Source organism: Pseudomonas sp. 2(2015) (assembly GCF_000955865.1).
Lineage (GTDB): Bacteria > Pseudomonadota > Gammaproteobacteria > Pseudomonadales > Pseudomonadaceae > Aquipseudomonas.
The window spans coordinates 619,201-640,890 of the sequence record NZ_JYOF01000003.1; the positions used below are offsets into that span (position 1 = coordinate 619,201).

The window sequence follows — 21,690 nt, forward strand, 5'->3', positions numbered from 1 at the left end:
CCCAAACCATTCGTCCGACACCGAGATCAGCCTTCTACCGGGGTGCTTTGCTGAATAGTCTCAGCTGGGTCAGCGCGGTTGAAACTCGATGGCTTTTGACCTGTCCAAACGATCAATTCTACGAATTACATCACATTATGCAAACAAAGGTGATGAATTGTGGCGTTGCCTCTTGCCGATAGATATCGTTAAGTTCTTGATTCTAAATGGGAATTAAGCGATGACAATTTCAAGTTTGGGTTCGGCCATCAGACGTTACCGCAAGGTAGCCGGGCTCACTCAGGCTGAACTTGGCGAGAAAACCGGTTTTGACCCCAAGACCATCAGTCGCTTCGAAACCGGCACCTACACTCCCAGCGTGGAAGCCCTGTCGAGCTTTTCCGAAGTGCTGGGGATCAAACTCAAAGCCTTCTTCGCCGAAGAGAACGACGAAGACGAGCAGCGTGCCTACCTCTTCGGCGTCATTCACAAAACGCCCTCCCAGGACCTGGGAAAGCTGATCGCAGCGGTAGACCTGGCCTTGTCCAAGCCTTAGTGGCGGCAACCCCGAAAAGCGGCAGGTCGACCCTGCCGCTTTTTTTTTGCCTGGCTATTGCACCGCAACTGGTCAGACCGGTAAAGCCAATTCTTGCCCGCTCAGCCGAAAACCCCTTGCAAACCCAAAAAAATCGCGCCTACACTGCCCACGCACTGGACATACCGGTAAGACCACAATAATTAAGTCCTCCGCTCTTTCGCCCGCCGTGGCATCGAAGCAGGGACACCGACCAGAGATCCCTCCCATGCTCAAATGGTGCTCGCGTTCGATCTTCCTCCAAGTGGTGTTGGGCCTTGTGCTAGGCATAGCCTGCGGCCTGAGCTTTCCTGAAGTTTCCCTGCAACTCAAACCCCTCGGTGACGGCTTCATCAAGCTGATCAAGATGTTGATCGGGCTGATCGTGTTCTGCGTGGTGGTCAGCGGCATCTCCGGTGCTGGCGACCTGAAGAAGGTCGGGCGCATCGGCCTGAAATCGGTGATCTACTTCGAAATCCTGACCACCATCGCCCTGGTGATCGGCCTGGTGTTCGCCTTTACCTCGGGCATCGGCAGCGGCGCCAACATTCATCTGGACCAACTGGCCAACAGCGAAGCCAGCAACCTGGCCGAACGCGGCCAGCACATCCATGGCACTGCAGCGTTCCTCATGGACCTGATCCCGACCTCGGTGGTCGGCGCCTTTGCCGACAACAACATCCTCCAGGTCCTGCTGTTCTCGGTGTTGTTCGGCAGCGCCCTGAACCTGGTCGGTGAAGCGGCCTCGGGTATTTCGCGGCTGATCAACGAACTGAGCCACATCATCTTCCGCATCATGGGCATGATCGTGCGCCTGGCGCCGATCGGCGTGTTCGGCGCCATCGCCTTCACCACCAGCAAGTACGGCCTGGAGTCGCTGCAGCACCTGGGCGGCCTGGTGGCCTTGTTCTACCTGACCTGCACCGGTTTCGTGCTGTTGATCCTGGGCACCGTGATGCGCCTGTCGGGGCTGAAGATCCTGCCGTTCATCAAGTACCTGCGCGAAGAGCTGACCATCGTCCTGGGCACCGCTTCTTCCGACGCCGTGCTGCCACAGATCATGCGCAAGCTCGAGCACCTGGGCATCGGCAGCTCGACGGTGGGCCTGGTGATTCCTACCGGTTACTCGTTCAACCTCGACGGCTTCTCGATCTACCTGACCCTGGCCATCGTCTTCATTGCCAACGCCACCGGCACGCCGCTGGCGATGACCGACCTGCTGACCATCCTGCTGGTGTCGCTGATTACCTCCAAGGGCGCCCACGGTATTCCGGGTTCGGCGCTGGTGATCCTTGCCGCGACCCTCACCGCGATTCCGGCGATCCCGGTGGTCGGCCTGGTGCTGGTGCTGGCGGTGGACTGGTTCATGGGCATCGGCCGGGCGCTGACCAACCTGATCGGCAACTGCGTGGCCACCGTGGCCATCGGCCGCTGGGAAGGCGATATCGACATGGAACGGGCCAACAATGTGCTGTCGGGCAAACAGGGCTTCGGCTTTGCCCAGCGCAAAACCCCCAACGCCCATCAACAAGAGTTCTGAGCAACAGGGCCGGCAGCAAAACTGCCGGCCACAGGAGCAAACCATGCAAGTGTTCTCATGGAGTGACCAATGATTACTTCATCAACCGTCGTCAACTCAGTGGTGGAAAAACTCCGCCAGGCCCTGGCCCGTGGCCAGTGGCGCTCCGGCGACATGCTGCCGGGCCAGCGCGAACTGGCCGAGCAACTGGGCATCAGCCGGCCAAGCCTGCGCGAAGCGGTGACCGTGCTGGAAACCCTCGGCCTGGTGCGCTCGATGCCGGGCAAGGGCGTGCTGGTACTGGACGCCGATGCGGCGCAAAGCACCTCGCCCCAGAGCGGTGTCGCCGAGGCCAGCCTCGAGGATGTGCTGCAACTGCGCTACACCCTCGAGCCGTTCATCGTCGGCCTGGTGGCGCAGTCGATCAGCAGCAAGGAAATCGGCCAGTTGCGCCTGACCCTGATGGACATGCGCGAAGCCCTCGAGGCCGAAGACAGCGAAGCCGGGGTCAACGCCTACATCGCCTTTCACGAAGAGCTGTTCACCCTGACTGCCAACCCGATCTTCCAGAGCGTGGTGCAGCAGACCAGCAACGCCCTCAAGCAAAGCGCCGCAGTGCTGCGCAACTCGCCCGAGCATCTGGCGGCGCGGCTTGAGGAAAACGAAGCGGTGGTGCGCGCCATCCGCAACAAGAACAGCGCCCAGGCCAGCGCGCAGATGCGCCACCATATCCTTCAGGAAGGCCGGCGCATGGGCATCGAACTGAACATCCCGGACGATCATCCGGGCAACTGACCCCAGGAGTGCGACCATGAACGCCAGCGCCCACGCCCATGACACCGCCCTGCCCTCGTTGCTTGCCCAAGGTGAGCGCAGGTTGTCGGCCGAGCAGATCTACCCACGGCTGTTCGATGCCATCCTCGAGCAGCGCCTGGCTCCTGGCAGCGCCCTGACCGAGCAAGCCCTGGGCGATGCTTTCGGGGTTAGCCGCACGGTGATCCGGCGGGTGCTCGGGCGTTTGTCGGACCAACAGGTGATCGTCCAGCGCCCGAGCCACACCGCACGCCTGGCTGCGCCTGACCCGCAGCATGCACGGCAGATCCTCAGCGCCCGGCGCCTGGCCGAAACCACCCTGATCAGCCTCGCGGCCAAACGCGCACGGCCGGCCAAGATCCGCCAGTTGCGCGAACTGGTGGCCCGCGAGCGCCAGCACCATGAACAGGGCCAGCGCTGCACGGCGATCCGCCTGGGCGGCGAGTTTCACCTCAAACTTGCGGACATGGCCGACAACCTGCCGCTGGCGCGTTTTCTCAACGGCCTGGTACCGCAGACTTCGCTGATCATTGCCCAGTACGAAGCACGACCATGCAGCCATTGCGCCTGGCAGGAGCATGCGGCGATCATCGATGCGCTGGAGAACGGCGATGGCGAGGCGGCGCTGGCGTTGATGCATGAGCATCTGGATCATATCGAGGCCAAGCTCGACCTGGAGGGTTGAGCATTTTCGCCTGGGAGCGGGACTTGCCCCGCGATACGATGTGGCCGACAGGACGCTATCGCGGGTCAAGCCCGCTCCTAACAGATGGACCGATGACCGCCTTGGAGGGCACCCTGATGACACCTGCGCCGCACATGACACCGCAGCAGCGCCAGCAAGTGCGCGCAGCAATGTCCGATGCCTTCGTCGACACCCACGTCGAATACCTGTGGATCGCCCGCCACCTGGTGGGTTTTGACCGCGAGCTGCTCAAGGAAATCTTCTACAGCGAAGTCGCCCCCGCCTGCTACGGCAACATCATGACGCCGGTACCGCCGGTCTGGACCGGTTTCGACGAAACCTGGCTGCAGGAGGAGATCGAAGAAACCCTCCAGGCACGCCGCGACAGCTGGTGGCGGCGCCATATCGACCGCCTGTTGAACGCCACCTGGGTGTGGTTTTTCTGCAAGGAGATCTGGGCCGACATCCTCCTCGCCCTGGACGAGGCCGAGGCCGAACAGCAGCGCGAGTGACGGCACCTATACTCAGGTAACCACACCATTCGAGCTTGCCTGACCACAGGGGGGCTGCGCTTTGATTCCGCGTTCCCCGCTCATCGCCCTGCTGCTCGCCGTGCTCCTGGCGCTGGGCGGCTGCGGCTCACGGCAAAAGGTCAGCGAGCCGCCGCCCATCCCGGTCAATGCGGCGACCTGGCAACAGATCGACCGCGAAATCATCGACGCTTCGCTGGCGACCACCAGTTCGGTCAACGACTATGCCCGGCGCTCCATGCGGGTCTGGAAAGACCGCGTGCAACAGTACACCGAAAGCGAGTTCATCCCCTGGTTCACCGGCTACTGGACCCAGCAATGGCTGACCATGAAAGTGGCATGGTACAAAATGAACAGTGGCGACGGCAGCGAAACCCCGGAAAAGCGCCTGGCCCAGTACCTGCAGGAGCAGTACCACGAACGGGTGCTGGACCCGGTGGCCAAGGAGATCGACCCCGAGGCCATTCGCGACCGGGCCATGGAGCTATATATCCAGCTGCTTGGCCAGCAACTGCAGCAGATTGCCCAGCGCTACCGGGCGCCGCCGGAGCAGTTCAACCTGCACCTGACGCGAATCCGGGCCATCGGCCTCGGCCCCCCGGCCAACAACAATGCCTCGCTGCATCAACTGCTGTTCAGCAAGCCGCTGGAACAGCAACCCGCCTACGCCGCACTGGTCAAACGCCTGCACAGCGCCGTGCGCGCCGGCACCCAGCGCGCCGACATCGGCCTGTCATCGGTCGCCCAGCAAGCCAGTGAAAAGCTCGGCGCCACCCTGGCGCCACGGGGCATCGCCAGCGCCGTGGCGGCAGCCGTCGGGCGTGCGGCGGGCACGGTGATTTCCCTGGCGGCCACCGGCATCGGGGTGATGACCCACAACCGCGAACAACCGGCGATGATCGAGCAACTGCGGGTGATCCTCAACGTCGCACTGAACGAGGAATGGCGGGAACTGATGGAGAACCGCAAGACCGGCGCCATGGCCGGGGTCTACTACCTGTCGGGTGAGATAGAAGACAGCCTGCTGGCCGCCGAAGGCCCCGAGCGCGAGCCGCAACCCGCAGCCCAGGTGATCACCCTGCCGGCCCAATAAACGCGCGGCTTATGCGGCGACGCGGTTGTCGGGCTGAGCCTGGGCCGAGGTCGGCAGGCCGAAGATGCGGTCAAACAGCCAGTTGTAGATGAAGGTGTAGCACGGGATCAGGATGATGAACGCCAGGTCGACGACAAAGGCCTCCAGCAGGCTCATGTCCAGCCACCAGGCAATCAGCGGAATCAAGTACACCACCAGGGTCAGCTGAAAACCGATGGCATGCGCCAGCCGCCGGCCAACACTGCGCCCACGCTTGGCCTGGCGGCTTTCCCAGTACTCGAACAGGGTGTTGTAGATGAAGTTCCAGGCCATGGCGATGGTGGTGATCATCACCGCCAGCGGCCCGGTATTGCTCGGCGCGCTGTCGGCCAGGTAGGCCAGGCCCAGGGTCGACATACACAGACCGATCAGTTCATAGGCGGTCACGTAGACCAGTTTGCGTTTGACACCTTGCACGTTGCTAACCTCGGTTTTGCCGTAAAACGCCGCCCTCTTGGGCAGCTGAGGCGGGCAAGCATGCGTCAATCTTCTTGACAGCCAAAGTCAGCAGCTATCAGATTATCTGACAGGAGATTGCCATGAACTTTTCCAGCGACAACATCGAACTGTTTCTTGCCGTGCTCGACCGCGGCTCGTTTTCCGCTGCCGCCCGGGCTTTGGGCCGGGTGCCGTCGGCGGTGAGCATGGCCATCGGCAACCTGGAAGCGGAACTGGGCTTCAGCCTGTTCGAACGCACCCACCGGGAAACCCGCCCCACCGCCATGGCCCAGGCCCTGGAGCCGCACGCACGGATGATCGCCAACCAGCTGGGGCAATTGCAGGTGCATGCCCTGGAGCTGTCCCAGGGTCTGGAAAGCACCTTGAGCATCAGCGTGGTGCCGGACATCGACCACACCCGCCTGCTGGCGGCGATCAAAACCCTCAGTGAGCGCCACCCGCTGCTGGAGGTCGAGGTGCTGAGCGCGCCGCAGGAAGACGCCCTGCAACTGCTGCACGACGGCCGCGTCAGCCTGTGCCTGGCCTTCGCCGGGCTGTCGGTGGACGCCCGCCAGCGCTTTCAGAACACCGGCATGGAGTCGCTGGTGGCCTGTATCGGCCCGCAGCACCCGGCCCTGCAACAGCGCCCCCGGCAAATCGTTTACCTCGAAGACCTGGCCAACGTCCGGCAGATCCTGGTGGCCAGCCGCGACCTGCCCCTGAGCGACACCCGCGCGCTGATCGGCAAGGCGTACTGGCGCACCGACAGCCTGGCCATGGCCATCGAAATGGTCGAAGCCGGCCTTGGCTGGGGCGACTTTCCGTTGTCGCGGGTAGCACCATTGCTCGGCGCCGGGCGCCTGGTGCGCCTGGACTTCAGCAACACCCGCAACGAGTTGCAGTTGCCGGTACATGCCTTCTGGCGCCAGCACCAGCCACTGCAAAAAGCCGCCCAGGCGCTGGTGCGTTTATTGGCCGTACAATAAAGCGCCCGGCTGAAACACGCACGCCAGAGCAGGCAGTAGGAAAATCCTGTCAGCCCCTGCGGCAAAAACTCCTATCAATTTTTCAGTTTTGCGGCCGATACCCGTCTGGATAGGTACGAGCACACGCCAAAAGCGCCGCTCGGCACTCCTCTTTACTGGCACAAGGTCTCGGAACATGAACCTGAAATTTCGCCACAAGATCCTGCTGTGCGCCTGCGGCGTCGTGGTTCTGGCATTTGCACTGTTCACCCTTTACAACGATTACCTGCAACGCAACACCATCAAACAGAACATCGACTCGTCGGTCAAACAGGCCGGTGCACTGGCTGCCAGTAGTGTGCAGAACTGGATGAGCGGGCGCATTCTGGTCCTGGAAAACCTCGCCCAGGACGTTGCCCAGCAAGGCGCCAACGCCGACCTGCCGGGCCTGGTCGACCAGCCTTCGTACACCAACAACTTCCAGTTCACCTACGTTGGCCAGGCCAACGGCGTGTTCACCCAGCGCCCGGACGCGAAGATGCCTGACGGCTACGACCCGCGCCAGCGCCCGTGGTACACCGCGGCCGTCGCTGCCAACCAGACCATGCTGACCCCGCCATACATGGCTGCGGTCGGCGGCCTGGTGGTCACCATCGGCATGCCGGTGAAAAGCAAAACCAGCGGCGAGCTGCTCGGCGTGGTCGGTGGCGACCTGAGCCTGGCGACCCTGGTGGACATCATCAACGCCGTGGACTTCGGCGGTATCGGCCATGCATTTCTGGTCGACCGTAACGGCCAGGTGATCGTCAGCCCGGACAAAGACCAGGTGATGAAGAACCTCAAGGACATTTACCCGGGCAGCAACCTGCACATCGCCCCGGGCACCCACGAGGTCACCCTGAACAAACAGGAGCGGATCATCTCCTTCGCCCCGATCAGCGGCCTGCCGACCGCTGACTGGTACATCGGCCTGTCGATCGATCGCGACAAAGCCTACGCCGGCCTGAGCCAGTTCCGTACCTCGGCCATTATCGCCATGCTCATTGCCGTGGCTACCATCGCCGGCCTGCTGAGCCTGCTGATTCCGGTGCTGATGCGTCCGCTGACCACCATGGGCCGCGCCATGCAGGACATCGCCCAGGGCGAAGGCGACCTGACCCGCCGCCTGGTCGTCGAGAACAAGGACGAGTTCGGTGAACTGGCCGGTGCCTTCAACCAGTTCGTCGAGCGTATCCACGCCTCGATTGCCGAAGTGTCTTCGGCCACTCGCCAGGTCCACGACCTGTCCGAGCGCGTGATGAGCGCCTCCAACGCCTCGATCATCGGTTCCGAAGAGCAAAGCATGCGCACCAACAGCGTGGCTGCGGCGATCAACGAACTGGGCGCTGCCACCCAGGAAATCGCCCGCAACGCCGCCGATGCCTCGCAACACGCCAGCGGCGCCAGCGAGCAGGCCAACGACGGTCGTCAGGTGGTGCAGGAAACTATTTCGGCGATGACCTCGCTGTCGCAGAAGATCAGCGAATCCTGCGAGCAGATCGAAACCCTCAACGCCAGCACCGACGACATCGGCCAGATTCTCGACGTGATCAAGGGCATCTCCCAGCAGACCAACCTGCTGGCGCTCAACGCTGCCATCGAAGCGGCCCGTGCCGGTGAAGCCGGGCGTGGTTTTGCCGTGGTGGCCGACGAGGTCCGCAACCTGGCCCACCGCACCCAGGAGTCGGCCGAAGAGATCCACAAGATGATCACCACCCTGCAGGTCGGTTCGCGCGAGGCGGTGCACAACATGAACGCCAGCCAGGTCTCCAGCGAAGAAAGCGTGATGGTTGCCAACCAGGCCGGCGAGCGCCTGAGCAGCGTGACCCAGCGCATCGGCGAGATCGACGGCATGAACCAGTCGGTGGCCGCCGCGACCGAAGAGCAGACCGCCGTGGTGGAAAGCCTGAACCTGGACATCACCCAGATCAACGTGCTCAACCAGCAAGGCGTGGCCAACCTCAATGACACCCTGCGTCATTGCGATGCCCTGGCCCAGCAGGCCGGGCGCCTCAAGCAACTGGTCGACAGCTTCAAGATCTGACCGCTGTAAAAAACAAAAGGGGCCGCTTGCGGCCCCTTTTTTCATCCTCTCGCGCTACACCGCAAGCACCTGCTTGGCCCGCCCCAGGCGCAGCCAGCCGATCAAAACCGCCAGCATCAGCACAAAACCCAGGTAACCGAAGAACGGATAGACCTGGCCGACCAGGCTGATAAAGCCGATCAGGCTGCAGACAAACGCCGCTACCCCCGCCGCCACCGAACCCAGGCGAAAACTGCGGGTGCCGGCCGGCAACAGCCGCGCCAGAAACGAATACAGCGTGCCCACGGCGGTGTTGACGATCATGCCGAAGATGATCACGCACATGATCACGCCCAGTGCCGGGGAGATTTCGCTGGCGATCGACAGCATCGGCATCGGCAACTCGGCCACGCTGTCCAGGCGCGACAACAGCCCGGCGCTCATCACCAGCATCAGCCCGCCCAACGCCGCGCCGCCAAGAATCCCGCCCCAGATCGCGGTTTTCTCCAGGCGTGCGGAGCCACCGAGAATCGCCAGGATCGGCGCCCCGGCAACGATGTTGTACGACACATACAGGAACGCACCGAGCAGCCAATGGCTGGTGCCCGCCTCCTGCTGGCTGGCCACCTGGTCAAGCTGGGCAAAGCTCAGCTCGCGGGTGAACACCGCGTACAAGGCAATTGCCGTGGCGACCAGGATCAGGAACGGCGTCACCGCACCGATCAGCAGTATCACCTTCTGCACATCCAGGCACACCACCGCCACCACCAGCACAGTCACCAGCACACTGCCGGCCAGCGCCGGAATGGCGAACTGCTGCTCGAGCAAGGCGCCGCCGCCGGCAAGCATCACCACAGTGACGGCGAACATGAAAAAGGTGATCAGCAAATCGACGAACAAGCCCAGGTAACGCCCGCAGATGGCGTACACCACGTCCTTGTGCGAGGCCGCCTGCAAGCGATTGCCGAGCCTTGCCAGGGCCATGCCGAGAAAGGTGAACAACGCCGCACTGACCAGCGCCCCAAGCAGGCCCCAGAGGCCGAAGTCGACAAAGAACAGCAACAGCTCCCGCCCCGAGGCGAACCCTGCGCCGACGATCACGCCGATAAAGGCGCCTGCAATTTTCAGCTGCTCTTTCATTTCCAGCCCTCTGGTATCGATGGCCCTGCTGGGCCTTTGTTGTTGTTTTTACCCAGTGTTGCCGTGCTGACTCAGTCGTTGCCGATCCAGGCCTGCACTTCGATCTCGACGTCCACGCCCAGGGCCAGGCCGGCGCTGACGGTGGAACGCACCGGGTAGCCGTTGGCGAAGAAGCTTTTGTAGACATCGTTGAAGCCGGCGAAATGGACCATGTCGGACAGCCACACGGTGGCCTTGATCACCTGGTCGAAACCGACGCCGCACTCGGCCAGGGTTTCACCGATACGCTCAAGCGCCGCCCGGGTCTGAACCTGAATGTCGCCGCGCACCACTTCACCGTCGGCGTGCATGGGGATCTGCCCGGAAAGAAACAGAAAACCGCCGACCTTGACCGCCTTGGAAAACGGATATGGCAGGTGGCTGGGGATACGCTCGATAGTCGAACTCATGGGAAATCTCCTTCGGGAATTAACGAAAACGCGCCGGGGACAAGCGTTGCGGCTCGACCCCTTCGGCGCTCAGGGTTGCCGGTAACGGTTGCTCAAGCAACAGCGCACAGGCCAGTTGCGAAGCGCCAGCGGCAGACTGGATACCATAACCGCCTTGCGCCGCCAGCCAGAAAAACGCCGGGTTGTGCGGATCGCGGCCAATCACCAGGTCGCCATCGGCAACGAACGAACGCAGCCCGGCCCAGCTATGACTGGGGCGGCGAATCGCCAGGGTGGTGATGGCCTCGATGTTGTAGATACCGATGGCGACGTCGAGCTCTTCGGGCATCACATCCTGGGGTTCGACCGGGTCGGCGTTGGCCGGTGAGCCGAGCAACTGCCCGGCATCGGGTTTGAAATAAAAGCTCTCATCGACGCCGATCACTGCCGGCCAGCGGCTGAAGGCCTGGTCCGGCGGGCCGTCGAAGGTAAAGGCCGAGCGCCGGCACGGCTGCAGGCCGACCGGCTGTACGCCGCAGACCGCCGCGATGTGATCGGCCCAGGCGCCAGCGGCATTGACCAACTGGCGCGCCTGAATGCAGCTGCCGTCGGCCATCACGAGCTGCCAGTAACCTTCGTGGTAACTGCCCTCGACCACCTCGGCATTGCAGTGCAAGTGCCCGCCGGCCTGGCGGTAACCGCGCAAGAAGCCCTGGTGCAGCGCGTGTACATCCAGGTCCATGGCGCCGGGTTCGAGTACCGCGCCGGCCAGCACCTCGGCGCGCAGGCTCGGCACCAGCGCCAGCGCCCCGTCGCGGTCGAGCAAGGTCACTTCGGTACCGTTGGCCTGGCTCTGTGCATAGGTGCTGTCGAGCAGCGCCTGTTGCTCCAGGGTCGCCACATACAGACAACCCCGCGGTTCGAGCAGTGCATGCTCGCAGAAGCCCGGCGGCGGCGACTCATAAAAGGCCCGGCTGGCGCGGGTCAGCGCCTGGATCTGCGGGGTGCCATAGGCCTCCATGAACATCGCCGCCGAGCGCCCGGTGGAGTGGTAGCCGGCCTGGGCTTCGCGTTCAAGCATCAGCACTTGGCGCCCTGGCGCCAGCCGATAGCCCAATGAAGCACCGGCAATACCGGCGCCGATGATCACGATGTCGAAGGTCTGTGTCATAGCCATGCAATCACCTGCGAGATGAAATTATCATTTGTGAGAATTCTAATATCTGAGAATTTCGGATTATGCAAGCGCTCACGGTAAGATGCGCATCCGTTTTGCCTGACCGAGATGCTTGATGAGTGCCGACCGCTCCCCTGCCGACACCCGCCCTGGCGCGCTGCCGCTGATTGACCGCGCCGAAGTCGGCGCGCGCCTGCGCAGCGTGCGCAAGGCCCAGCAACTGACGCTCAAGCAACTCTCGGCGCTGTCCGGAGTACCGGTCTCGACCCTGTCGAAAATGGAACTGGCGCAGGTCTCGGTGAGCTACGAAAAACTCGCGGCGGCGGCGCGGGCGTTGCAGGTGGATATCGCCCAGCTGTTTCGCGCTTCAGGCGTAAGCGATGTGCCAGTGCCGACCACCGTCGTGGTCAACTCCCTGCCCAGCGCCCCCGGCTACAGCACCGGCACCTACGACTACCACCCGATTGCCGGCGAATTCCCGCAGCGCCTGATGACCCCGATGTACGCCCGGATCATCGCCCGCGAGCGGCAACAGTTCGACGAATTCATCCGCCACCCCGGGCAGGAATTTGCCCTGGTGCTGAGCGGGCGGGTGCGCATCGTATTCGAGACCGGTGAGGCGGTGAGTATCGGCCCCCAGGAGACGGCCTACTTCAACAGCAATGTCGGGCATATTTATCTTTCCGAGACGGAAGATGGCGGCGATGCGCATGTGATGGTGGTGATGACGGATCGGTAACAGCGTTGTCTGTAACACCGCATCGCGGGTCAAGTCGAGACGTCGCGCCGCCGCTCCCACAGCGCTACGCGCTCAACAAGAGCGAAGCGAATTGTGCTCTTGATCTTGATCTACCAGCCCCGTTAACCAGAAGGGCCGAGTGCAGGTGTTGCGAAGGGGCGAGTGCGCAGCACCTTCGGCGATAGCCGAAGTTGCGAAACGTAGAGTTGCTTGCAACTCGTAGTTCGCAATGCCCCGTAGCGACGCCGGAGCGAGGGGACCCGAAGCGCAGCGTAGGGCCCCTGGTGGGGCAAGCCCTTTGGTTACTTTGGGGCGACTGCCAAAGTAACCCGCCGTAAGGGCGGAAAGGTGACTCCGCGCCACCATCACAACCGGATAAGCCCCTCCTCTCACAGCCACCACCGGTTATAACCTAATAACGAACAAGTCTATTTGGCTATAAAAAAACCTTTATGCTGGCTGCCATCCGATCACGGGCACGTTGGGCGTTTAGGTTACTTATGGATGTAGGTTCTTTCGGTTTCACCATTGCAGGCCTGGTAGTTGGATTCATCGTCGGCATGACCGGCGTCGGCGGCGGCTCGCTGATGACCCCGATCCTGCTGTGGTTCGGCATCAACCCCGCCACCGCCGTAGGTACCGACCTGCTCTACGCCGCCATCACCAAAGCCAGCGGCGTCTGGGTCCACGGCAAAAACAACAATATCGACTGGAAAATCACCGGCTGGCTGACCCTTGGCAGCGTCCCGGCCGCCGCCCTGACCCTGTGGTTCCTCGCCAGCCTCGATGCCGACACCCAGGCCGCCAACGCCATTATCAAGCAAGGCCTGGCCGTGGTCCTGGTGCTCACCGCCCTGGCCATCCTGTTCAAAAGCAAACTCCAGGCCTTCGCCAGCAAACACGCCGGCGACCGCTACCACCTGAGCGGCACCAGCCTCAACCTGCTGACCGTAGTCACCGGCGTGGTGCTCGGCGTTATGGTCTCGCTGACCTCGATCGGTGCCGGCGCCCTGGGCACCGTGGCGCTGTTTCTGCTCTATCCGTACCTGGTCACCCGCCGCCTGGTCGGCACCGAAATCGCCCACGCCGTGCCCCTGACCCTGGTCGCAGGTCTCGGCCATGCGAGCATGGGCAACATGGACTGGTCGCTGCTCGGCTACCTGCTGCTCGGCTCGCTGCCGGGCATCTACATGGGCAGCCACCTGACCGGGCGAATTTCCGACAGCATCCTGCGCCCGTGCCTGGCGGGCATGCTGCTGATGATTGGCTACAAGCTGGCGTTCTGATCAAAGCTTTCAGGCAACACCAATCCCTGTGGGGCCGGCCTTGCCGGCGATGGGCTACGCAGTAGCCCCAGGGTCAATCCTGCGTACGCCACAGCACCGGCCACTTGTCTGGCCAGTTCCCAGTGCAACTGCCCATGCGTGACAGCGAGCGCGGTCGCATGCGCTCCCCGTCAAAACGCCAGCTCTGTTCCATGCCGCAATCGCCAATGCCCCGCGCCAGGATGAAACTGCTGAGCACCCCGGTGTCCGGGTCATAGCCCACCGAACCGCCAAAATCGTCCCACTGCTCCTGCGCCGCAATCTTCTCCAGTTGCAGCGCCTTCGCCTGCTCGGGATGCGCCCGCGAAGTGGTGTACAGCGCGTACTCGCAGTTGTAGGCACCGCAGCCGAAACGAAAGCTCACCAGCGCCGTGTCCTTGCTCAAGGCATAGGCCTGGGCACTGTCCGGGGTCCAGTCCGCGTCGGGATCGCGCCAGTCGTTTGCGGTGGCAGTCATGACCACCTCGCTGATGCGCCTGGCCTCTGCTTCACCCATCGGCTCGGGGCGTACGAATGGCGCCAGCTTGGGCAGTACTGGCGCAGAAGGCACGGCGCTATCCGGCGCATCCCCTGTGCGCACCAAGGCGCTGCGATGCCCTGCCCGCCCCTGCACCGAATCGATCAGCAACAACGAAGCCGTCAGGCCGTTCAGAGAGCTACCGAGCTCACCATCATTGCTCTGCGAGGTCAGGCGCGCGCCGTTGCGCATGGCCTTGAGCAGGGCCATCGCCTGCTCGCCGCTGGCGTGCCAGAACACCACGCCGTCCTCCTGAGCCTCGCTCAAGGGTAGTGCCAGCGGCTGGCCATCGAGCTGCAACGGCGCCTCCAGCGAGCTGTTGCTGAAGATCGTCACCTGCAGTTGGCCATCGAGGCCGGCCCCGCGCATTACCTGGATGCCCAGCGGCATGTCCGCCCGGGTATCGGCCGCCAGCGCCGTGCACTGGCGGGTATTGTCACAGCCCACCACCCAGTCCTTGAGGGGCTGGTACAGCGGTACCGGTTCTGCCGCCGCAGCGTGGGCAGCACCGGGCAAGGCCAGCAAGGTGAAAAAAGCGGCGTGCAACGGTGCGCTCATGATGAATTCCGTTTCAGGTAAACGGCGCATTCTAACGCTGGGCATCCTGAAAGTACTGCTCCAGGGTAATGATGCTGAGTTCACCAGCGGCTGGCTGATTAGACAACCGGCTTGCCAAAAACATATGGAAATCCGTATATTCGAATTTCCATATGTAAAAGGCCGATTCGATGCTCAGCCCCACCGCCCTGTTCAAATGCCTCGCCGATGAAACCCGTGCCCGCGCCACGCTGCTAATCGCCCGCGAAGGTGAGCTGTGCGTCTGCGAGCTGATGTGCGCGCTCGACCACAGCCAGCCAAAGATCTCCCGCCACCTGGCGCAACTGCGCAGCTGCGGCCTGTTGCTCGACCGCCGCCAGGGCCAGTGGGTGTACTACCGGCTTAACCCGCAACTGCCGGCCTGGGTCAACCAGGTATTGCAGTTGACCCTTGAAGCCAACGGCCAGTGGCTCAGCGCCGACAGCACCCGCCTCGATGGCATGGGTGATCGCCCTGCCCGCGCAACCTGCTGCTAAGGAGTCCGCCCCATGCGAATCCTGTTCATGTGCACCGCCAACAGCTGCCGCAGCATTCTGTGCGAAGCGCTGTTCAACCACCTGGCCCCGGCCGGTTTCGAAGCGCTCAGTGCCGGCAGCTTCCCCAAGGGCCAGGTGCATCCTCGCAGCCTGTCGACCTTGCAACGCGCCGGCATCGGTATCAGCGGCCTGACCAGCAAAGGCAACGACACCTTCGCCGACAACCCACCGGACATCGTCATCACTGTCTGCGACAACGCCGCTGGCGAAGCCTGCCCGCTGTACTTCGGCCCGGCACTGAAGAGCCACTGGGGGCTGGCGGACCCGTCCGAAATCCACGGCACCGACACCCAGCTCGATGCCGCCTTCGACGCCACCCTGGCGCGTATCGCGCTGCGCTGCACAACCTTCCTCGCCCTGCCCTTCGAGCGCCTGAGCCGCGATCAGCTGCAGGCTGAAATTGACCGCATCGGCACCTTGTAAAAGGACTCTCCCATGAACGATCAACTGCCCAATCTCGACCTCGACCTGATCCCTGCCAACGCCGCCCATGACGGGCACAAGCCGCGCATCCTGCTGCTTTACGGCTCGACCCGCGAACGCTCGTTCAGCCGCCTGCTGACTGAGGAAGCTGCGCGCCTGCTGGAGCACTTGGGCGCCGAAACCCGGATTTTCAACCCCAGCGGCCTGCCCCTGCCCGACGACGCGCCCGAGGACCATCCCAAGGTGGTCGAACTGCGCGACCTCATGCAATGGTCCGAAGGCCAGGTGTGGTGCTCGCCCGAGCGCCACGGCGCCATGTCGGCGGTGTTCAAGGCGCAGATCGACTGGGTGCCGCTGGCCATGGGCGCGGTGCGTCCGACCCAGGGTAAAACCCTGGCAGTGATGCAGGTGTGTGGTGGTTCGCAATCATTCAACGTGGTCAACCAGCTGCGGGTACTGGGGCGCTGGATGCGTATGTTCACCATCCCCAACCAGTCCTCGGTGCCCAAGGCCTGGCTGGAATTCGACGGTAACGACCGGATGAAACCTTCGGCCTACTACGACCGCGTGGTCGACGTCATGGAAGAGCTGGTCAAGTTCACCCTGCTGCTGCGCGGGCGCAGCGAGCATTTGGTCGATCGCTACTCCGAGCGCAAGGAGTCGGCCGAGGCTTTGTCACAGCGGGTTGGCCAGCGTTCGATCTGAGCGCCTGACGATAGCCAGCGAATAATCGCACCGGCTGTCGTCATCCAGGCTTACCAGTTCCATGGCCAGTGCGAAGCGCTCGGTAATCCCCAGCTCATCCCCCAGCCCACGGAAAAACTCGCGCAGTACCGGCCACTGCAGCACGTCTTCGAAGCCCAGTTCACGGGCGATGCGGTGGTAGCGATCGGCGCCGGTGATGCGTATAAACACCTGCTCGGCGCCGAATTCGAGGATGTGCAGGCGGTATTCCGGACTGGAGGTAAAGATCGCCGCCACCACCAACCGGCCGAGGCCACGGGCGTCGCGCTCCAGTTGCACCTGGCTGGCCATGTGCCGCGCTGCCATGCGCCGGCCGAGGCGATAGAACATGCGCTCGGACAGGCGATTGATGTGCTCGCGGCCAAACATCTCCCCGGCCTGCTCCAGCATCAGGCCATAGAAGGCTCCGGTGATGTTCGACAGCGACTGGGCCATGCCGACCACGCTGTCGGGGAAAAACGCATGGACCAGCGCCTGCCAGTCCATATCCTCGGGGTAGCGGTCGTGCTCGCGCAGGGCGGCGGCTTGCAGGAAGGTCTCGGGAAGTCCTTTTCCGGGCGAATTCATTGCCACTGATCTCCATGAAATGGCCCCATGCATCCATTGCACAGGCGACCGATGAGTGTAGACAAGCCTTGCTGGCGCTACCTCACCAACCGACGTCCGGCATGCTCACGGCCCATGACGAACTGCAGCAAGCGGTCCATCGGCAACGGCCGGCAGAACCAGAAGCCCTGACCCAGGCTACAGCCCTGGGCCTTGAGATAATCGAGCTGCTCGCGGGTTTCGATGCCCTCGGCCACCACCTGGATATCCAGGCTCTCGGCCAGCATCAGGTAGCCATTGACGATAGCCTGGTCGATCGGGTTGCTCTGCACCTCGCTGATGAACACCCGGTCGATTTTGAGCTTCTCGAACGGCAAGGCGCGCAAGGTGCTGGGCGATGAATAGCCGGTACCGAAGTCGTCGATCGACACCTGCACGCCCATGCCTTGCAAGCGCAAAACGTTCTGCCGGGCCTGCTCGATATCCTTGAGCGCGGCGGTTTCGGTCACTTCGATTTCCAGGCGGTTGGCCGCCAGGCCGCTGCACTCGAGAACCGCCGCCAGTTTGCTGACAAAATCGCACTGCATGAACGAGTAGCCGCTCATGTTCACCGCCACCGGCACATCCAGCAGGCCGGCTTCGATCAGCGCCCGGTTGTCGGCGCAGGCCCGGGTCACCACCCAGACATTGAGCGCCGACATCAGCCCGTTCTGCTCGGCCAGGGGGATGAACACCTCGGGCGATACCGGGCCGTTGGCGCCGTCGTTCCAGCGCAGCAAAGCCTCAAGGCCGGTGATCCGTTGCGGGTCGGCCAGCTCGAACTGCGGCTGGTAATGCAGCTGCAATTGCTCGGTTTCGATCGCCTGGCGCAGACGCTCCAGGCGCTGCTGCTCGCGCTGCTGGGTGATGCGCATGGCCGGGTTGAAACAGGCGATGCGATTGCCGCCGGCCTTCTTCGCCTGGTACATGGCAAAGTCGGCATCGATGATCAGTTGATCCGGCGCCGGCGCTTGCCCTTCCCGGCAATTGGCGCAGGTACTGACGCCAAGGCTTGCGCGCACAGCCAAGGCCATGCCGTCGATCCGCAGCGGCGCCTGCAGGCACTCGAACAGCCGTGTGGCCAGGCCCATGCCACCCTGTTCGGCAAACGGCTGACGCACCACCACCACGAACTCATCGCCGCCAACCCGGGCCAGCAACCCCGCACCGGTCAGGCACTGGCGAAAGCGCTCGGCGACGCCAACCAGCACCCGGTCACCGACGTAATGACCATGGTTGTCGTTGATGATTTTCAAACCATCGAGGTCGATGAACACCAGCACCAGTTGCTGCACCTGCGCTTGCGCCAGGGCGATCTCCTGCTGCAGGCGCGTATGCAGGGCGCTGCGGTTCATGCAGTGGGTCAGGGTGTCATGGCTGGCCAGGTGGTTGATGCGCCGGTGCATCTGCAGCTGTTCACTGATGTCATAGCACACCCCAATCAGCAGTTGCCGGCCACCCAGCAACAGCTCGCCGACACTCACGTGCAAATCGAACAACGAGCCGTCCTTGCGCTTGCCGAGCAGCTCGCGCACCAGGCCGTTGAGCTTGCGCCCGCCGCCCGCACGGTAGGACGCCAGGCACTGATCATGGTGCTCGGCGTAGGCCCTGGGCATCAGCCGGGAAATATTCGCACCGGCAAGTTCGGCGAAGCTGTAGCCGAACAGCTTCTGCGCCGCGGCATTGATCGCCTGCACCCGCCCCCATTCATCGGTGATGACAATCGCATCGGCGGCGGCCTCGAAAATCGCGTAGGGAATGCTGGTCAGCTCACGCTCAGCGTTGGCCGCAAGCTTGTCGAAATCCTCTCGGGTCATGATCGCGGCCTAGCGGTTGAAGCGGTCCACCAGCGCATACATTTCATGCGCCGTGTGTTCAAGCTCACGGCCGATGCTGGCGGAACTGGCGGCTATGTCGACGTTCTGCTCGGACACCTGGGCGATGGTGGTGATCTGCCGGCTGATGTCTTCGGCGACATGGGCCTGCTGTTCGGAGGCGGCGGCCATCTGCTCGGTCATCTGGTGGATATGCTCGACCGCCACGCCGATGCCTTCCAGGGCGTTCTGGGTGGCGATCACCTGATCGACACCGGCATGGGCCTCGTCACTGCCCTGGCGGGCGATATCCACCGCCTGGTTGGCGGCGCTGTGCAGCGACTGGATGATGGTCTGAATGGTTTCGGTCGACTCCTGGGTCTTGAACGCCAGCGCCCGCACCTCATCGGCGACCACGGCAAAACCACGACCCTGCTCGCCGGCCCGCGCCGCTTCAATGGCGGCGTTGAGCGCCAGCAGGTTGGTCTGGTCGGCGATCTGGCGGATCATGTTCGAGGCGATCTGGATCGACTGGGTCTCGTCGGCAAAATTTTCCACCGACTGGCTGATCTGGTTAACGGTGTCCTGCAGTTTCTCGATCACCAGGCGAGTCTTGCCGGCTTCTTCGGAGCCGACCCGGGTCAGCTGGTTGACGTCGTCGGCCTCACGGGCAGTGTCGTGGATGTGGGTCGAAACCTCGGAGATAGACGCCGCCATCTGGGTCATGGCGGTAGCGGCCATGTCGGTCTCGTCGCGCTGGCGCTGCAACGACGATTCGGAGGCCTGAGCCAGCTTGCCGCTTTCGCCGGCCATGGTTTCGGTCTTCTGCGCGTAGTCGCCGGAACGGCTGAGGGCGGTGCGCACCTTGGCCTGTTCGCTGATCAGCGACATCATCAACTGCGCCACGGCGCCGTGCTCGTCGGTGTAGGTGCGGGCAATCAGTTCGCTGTCGAAACTGTCGGCGGTGGCACGCCGGGCCAGGTCGAACTTGCGCTGCAGGTTCCAGTGCGCAGCCACCTGCATGCCGACAAAACCACAGGCCAGCACGGCCAGCGCCGCCCAGCTATCGAGGTACCACACGGCGGCAAGGCAAGGCACGCCAAGCGCCACCGGCGCCAGCGCCTGCTCTTTCACAGCCTTGGCCAGGTGCTTGAAGCTCCAGCTCTTTTTGCCCGTACGGATGCGCTGGTAAAGCGCGGCGGCACGCTCGATATCGGCACGCTGCGGCTTGACCCGCACCGACTCGTAGCCGACGACCGTCGCCCCCTCGAGGATCGGCGTGACATAGGCGCTGACCCAGTAGTGATCGCCGTTGCGGCAGCGGTTCTTGACGATGCCCATCCAGCTCTTGCCGGCCTTGAGGTACGACCACATGTGGGCGAACACCGCTTCGGGCATGTCCGGGTGGCGGACGATATTGTGCGGGCTGCCGATCAGCTCTTCACGGCTGAAGCCGCTGATGGCCACCAGCTCGTCGTTGCAGTAGGTCAGGTTGCCGTGCAGGTCGGTGGCAGAAATCAGCCGCTGTTGGTTCTGGAAGATGACTTCCTGCTGGGTGACCGGCAGATTGCTTCTCATGCGCTGGGTATCCGTTATTACGAGATCAATCGGGTGTAATTACCCGCATTGTAGGTGTGGCAATTGGCCATACCTCATGAATAGAGCGGCTGTAGCTATAGCGATATGGAATACCTGGTTAACTTTGCTCGCCGGGCTGGTTGGCCAGGGTCAGGCATTCACGGAACAGCCGGCTGGCCGGGTCGAGGCTGCGATTGGCCGAGTAGAAGCAGCCGATGCTGCCAAAGCTCAGCGGCTTGCCAAGGTCGAAGGCCTTGAGCTTGCCGCCCTGGGCCAGTTGCTGGGTGGTTTGCAGGGGGAAGAAGCCGACGGTCTGTTGGTCCTGCATCAATTCGTAGTTGGTCAGGGCCGCGATCGACTCGATGACGTTGGCCGGCGGGCCCAGGTCCAGTTCCTCGAACAGGCGGTCGACGGTACGCCGCAACAGGCCGCTGCGCGGCGGCAGAATCCACGGGAACGGATGCAGCTCGGCCAGGCTCAGCGGCCCGCCGCTGGCGTGCAGCGGGTGCTCGGCACCGGCGACGATGCACAGCCCCTCTTCGCACAGCACATCGACTTTGAGCCGCGGCTCGTGCTCGTGCCAGCGCCAGTCATCGGGAATGCGCCCGACGACAATATCCAGCTCACCGGCCAACAGGCTTGAGAACAGCTGGTCCATATGCCCGACCCGCACCGTCACCAGCACCCCTGGCGCGCTCTCCTTGAGCAGGCGCAGGGTATGCGGCAACAGCAAGGCCGATGACGAGGTCAGCGAGCCGACCATGACCTGGCCGGTGGTGCCGCTGTGGTAGGCATTGACCTCATCGGTGAGGCTGCGCAGTTCGGTGAGCATGGCATGGGCGCGGCGCACCACCACCCCGCCCAGCTCGGTGGCACGCACCCCGCGGTTGCCGCGCACCAGCAAGGCGGCGCCAAGGAAGGCTTCCATTTCGTGGATGATCTTGGTCACGGCCGGCTGGGTCAGGTTCAACGCCTGGGCCGCGCCCACCAGCGAGCCGCTACGCAGGACCTGGTCGAAGACCACCAATTGATAGAGTTTGAGTTTGCGCGCAACAGAGACAACGGTCGACTTCATGGGTAACACCGGATGATGATCGAGCGCCGTAAAAACAGCACTCAACCTAACGGGCGATTCCTTATTGTTTTATAAACTTTCACACCATAACTTCGCAGCGTGGCGGGGAGAGTTGTTCATTCCTTTAAATTCAATATAGAGCCCGCAGGCGAGCAAAAAACTGATGCAGATCATCAATTTAGGCGAGAAAAGCAGGTAGGGAGAGAGGGTGCGGCGGGGGTTATTTTCCGAGCATAACATACTTTCAGACATCGGCAAGGCAGCGGCTTCCTTGCTATTCCAAACAGCCTATAAAGCAGGCAGTCAAAGTTGAAA

Annotated in this window: 22 protein-coding genes; 13 read left to right on the forward strand and 9 right to left on the reverse strand. The window is 62.9% G+C overall.

Going from position 1 to position 21,690, the window contains the following annotated elements; all coding sequences use genetic code 11:
* Positions 1–220 precede the first annotated feature (220 nt).
* The 6 genes from UB48_RS05735 (at position 221) to UB48_RS05760 (ending at position 5,193) form a co-directional block, all read left to right on the forward strand.
* Positions 221–535 (forward strand): helix-turn-helix domain-containing protein, encoded by a 315-nt coding sequence (locus UB48_RS05735; protein WP_045194806.1) that lies wholly within the window; start codon positions 221–223, stop codon positions 533–535.
* 247 nt (positions 536–782) lie between these two features.
* Positions 783–2,093 (forward strand): C4-dicarboxylate transporter DctA, encoded by a 1,311-nt coding sequence (locus tag UB48_RS05740; RefSeq protein ID WP_045194808.1) that lies wholly within the window; start codon positions 783–785, stop codon positions 2,091–2,093.
* A 69-nt stretch (positions 2,094–2,162) separates the two neighbouring features.
* On the forward strand, positions 2,163–2,867 hold the full coding sequence (locus UB48_RS05745; protein WP_045194809.1) for a FadR/GntR family transcriptional regulator: 705 nt from the start codon (positions 2,163–2,165) through the stop codon (positions 2,865–2,867).
* Positions 2,868–2,883: 16 nt separating this feature from the next.
* Entirely contained in the window at positions 2,884–3,570 is a 687-nt protein-coding gene (locus UB48_RS05750) for a GntR family transcriptional regulator (RefSeq protein WP_045194811.1), read from the forward strand.
* Positions 3,571–3,662: 92 nt separating this feature from the next.
* Positions 3,663–4,082 (forward strand): hypothetical protein, encoded by a 420-nt coding sequence (locus UB48_RS05755; RefSeq protein WP_082075396.1) that lies wholly within the window; start codon positions 3,663–3,665, stop codon positions 4,080–4,082.
* Positions 4,083–4,146: 64 nt separating this feature from the next.
* Positions 4,147–5,193: a hypothetical protein gene (locus UB48_RS05760; RefSeq protein WP_052676503.1), complete on the forward strand. Its 1,047-nt coding sequence runs from the start codon at positions 4,147–4,149 to the stop codon at positions 5,191–5,193.
* 9 nt (positions 5,194–5,202) lie between these two features.
* On the opposite strand, the gene UB48_RS05765 is transcribed toward UB48_RS05760, so the two are convergent.
* Positions 5,203–5,649, reverse strand: a complete 447-nt coding sequence (locus UB48_RS05765) for a PACE efflux transporter (RefSeq protein ID WP_045194813.1) — start codon at positions 5,647–5,649, stop codon at positions 5,203–5,205.
* Between the two features lie 122 nt (positions 5,650–5,771).
* Here UB48_RS05765 and UB48_RS05770 point away from each other — a divergent pair, with 122 nt between their 5' ends.
* Together UB48_RS05770 and UB48_RS05775 are read left to right on the forward strand one after the other, a co-directional pair.
* Positions 5,772–6,656, forward strand: a complete 885-nt coding sequence (locus tag UB48_RS05770) for a LysR family transcriptional regulator (RefSeq protein ID WP_045194815.1) — start codon at positions 5,772–5,774, stop codon at positions 6,654–6,656.
* Positions 6,657–6,831: 175 nt separating this feature from the next.
* Positions 6,832–8,718, forward strand: a complete 1,887-nt coding sequence (locus UB48_RS05775; protein WP_045194821.1) for a methyl-accepting chemotaxis protein — start codon at positions 6,832–6,834, stop codon at positions 8,716–8,718.
* Positions 8,719–8,772: 54 nt separating this feature from the next.
* Here the strand turns inward: UB48_RS05775 and UB48_RS05780 are convergent, their stop codons facing one another.
* The 3 genes from UB48_RS05780 to UB48_RS05790 all read right to left on the reverse strand — a co-directional run bounded on the left by UB48_RS05780 (position 8,773) and on the right by UB48_RS05790 (position 11,436).
* Positions 8,773–9,837, reverse strand: a complete 1,065-nt coding sequence (locus UB48_RS05780; RefSeq protein WP_045194823.1) for a membrane protein — start codon at positions 9,835–9,837, stop codon at positions 8,773–8,775.
* A gap of 71 nt (positions 9,838–9,908) precedes the next feature.
* On the reverse strand, positions 9,909–10,286 hold the full coding sequence (locus tag UB48_RS05785) for a RidA family protein (protein ID WP_045194824.1): 378 nt from the start codon (positions 10,284–10,286) through the stop codon (positions 9,909–9,911).
* A 19-nt stretch (positions 10,287–10,305) separates the two neighbouring features.
* Complete coding sequence (locus tag UB48_RS05790; RefSeq protein ID WP_045194825.1) at positions 10,306–11,436, reverse strand: FAD-binding oxidoreductase; 1,131 nt, start codon at positions 11,434–11,436, stop codon at positions 10,306–10,308.
* 121 nt (positions 11,437–11,557) lie between these two features.
* Between UB48_RS05790 and UB48_RS05795 the strand changes: the two genes are divergently transcribed.
* Both UB48_RS05795 and UB48_RS05800 read left to right on the forward strand, forming a co-directional pair.
* Positions 11,558–12,181, forward strand: a complete 624-nt coding sequence (locus tag UB48_RS05795; RefSeq protein WP_045194826.1) for a helix-turn-helix domain-containing protein — start codon at positions 11,558–11,560, stop codon at positions 12,179–12,181.
* A gap of 500 nt (positions 12,182–12,681) precedes the next feature.
* Entirely contained in the window at positions 12,682–13,467 is a 786-nt protein-coding gene (locus tag UB48_RS05800; protein WP_045194827.1) for a sulfite exporter TauE/SafE family protein, read from the forward strand.
* A gap of 73 nt (positions 13,468–13,540) precedes the next feature.
* On the opposite strand, the gene UB48_RS05805 is transcribed toward UB48_RS05800, so the two are convergent.
* Positions 13,541–14,581 carry a DUF1176 domain-containing protein gene (locus tag UB48_RS05805; protein ID WP_045195724.1) on the reverse strand — a complete coding sequence of 347 codons (1,041 nt, stop codon included), beginning with the start codon at positions 14,579–14,581 and terminating at the stop codon, positions 13,541–13,543.
* Between the two features lie 170 nt (positions 14,582–14,751).
* Here UB48_RS05805 and UB48_RS05810 point away from each other — a divergent pair, with 170 nt between their 5' ends.
* Genes UB48_RS05810 through arsH form a run of 3 tightly spaced genes read left to right on the forward strand, consistent with a single transcriptional unit; the run spans position 14,752 to position 16,284 of the window.
* Entirely contained in the window at positions 14,752–15,096 is a 345-nt protein-coding gene (locus UB48_RS05810; RefSeq protein ID WP_045194829.1) for a metalloregulator ArsR/SmtB family transcription factor, read from the forward strand.
* Positions 15,097–15,108: 12 nt separating this feature from the next.
* Positions 15,109–15,579, forward strand: coding sequence for an arsenate reductase ArsC (locus UB48_RS05815; protein ID WP_045194831.1), 471 nt, complete (start codon positions 15,109–15,111; stop codon positions 15,577–15,579).
* A gap of 12 nt (positions 15,580–15,591) precedes the next feature.
* Positions 15,592–16,284, forward strand: a complete 693-nt coding sequence (gene arsH, locus UB48_RS05820) for an arsenical resistance protein ArsH (RefSeq protein WP_045194833.1) — start codon at positions 15,592–15,594, stop codon at positions 16,282–16,284.
* Here arsH and UB48_RS05825 read toward each other — a convergent pair.
* The 4 genes from UB48_RS05825 to UB48_RS05840 all read right to left on the reverse strand — a co-directional run bounded on the left by UB48_RS05825 (position 16,255) and on the right by UB48_RS05840 (position 21,375).
* Positions 16,255–16,890, reverse strand: coding sequence for a hypothetical protein (locus tag UB48_RS05825; RefSeq protein WP_045194835.1), 636 nt, complete (start codon positions 16,888–16,890; stop codon positions 16,255–16,257). The two genes, arsH and UB48_RS05825, sit on opposite strands and share 30 nt — an antisense overlap.
* A gap of 77 nt (positions 16,891–16,967) precedes the next feature.
* Positions 16,968–18,725 carry a bifunctional diguanylate cyclase/phosphodiesterase gene (locus UB48_RS05830; RefSeq protein ID WP_052676489.1) on the reverse strand — a complete coding sequence of 586 codons (1,758 nt, stop codon included), beginning with the start codon at positions 18,723–18,725 and terminating at the stop codon, positions 16,968–16,970.
* 9 nt (positions 18,726–18,734) lie between these two features.
* Positions 18,735–20,300 (reverse strand): PAS domain-containing methyl-accepting chemotaxis protein, encoded by a 1,566-nt coding sequence (locus UB48_RS05835; RefSeq protein ID WP_045194838.1) that lies wholly within the window; start codon positions 20,298–20,300, stop codon positions 18,735–18,737.
* Between the two features lie 118 nt (positions 20,301–20,418).
* Positions 20,419–21,375, reverse strand: coding sequence for a LysR family transcriptional regulator (locus UB48_RS05840; protein WP_045194839.1), 957 nt, complete (start codon positions 21,373–21,375; stop codon positions 20,419–20,421).
* Positions 21,376–21,690: the final 315 nt, after the last annotated feature.